The 255-nt window shown below is 62.7% G+C and carries 1 pseudogene; it reads right to left on the minus strand.

Annotated elements, in window-relative coordinates:
* Positions 1-255 (minus strand): annotated as a pseudogene (locus QSJ95_RS32800) (IS4 family transposase); the annotation flags it as partial.

A 255-nucleotide genomic window follows, 5' to 3' on the forward strand; every position in this document is an offset into this window, starting at 1 on the left:
GCGTCCATTCGTCGAAGCCAGGGCCCTTGAGGGTGATCGTGGTGGAGTCCAGCAGGTACAGCAGTTCCTTCCCGTCACGGCGTAACTGCCGGCAGACGCCCGCCATCAGGTAGTGCGCAACCTGAGCAAAGACCTCGGTATTACGGCGTTCGTTGGCGTCGGCCAGGGTGGAACGCCGGATCGGGCCCGTACCCAGGTGATAGTGCTGATGGGGATGGCTGTTGAAGCTGGTTTCAAGCGCCCGCAGGCTGCTCA

Source organism: Pseudomonas sp. NBRC 100443 (assembly GCF_030268185.1).
Lineage (GTDB): Bacteria > Pseudomonadota > Gammaproteobacteria > Pseudomonadales > Pseudomonadaceae > Pseudomonas > Pseudomonas citronellolis.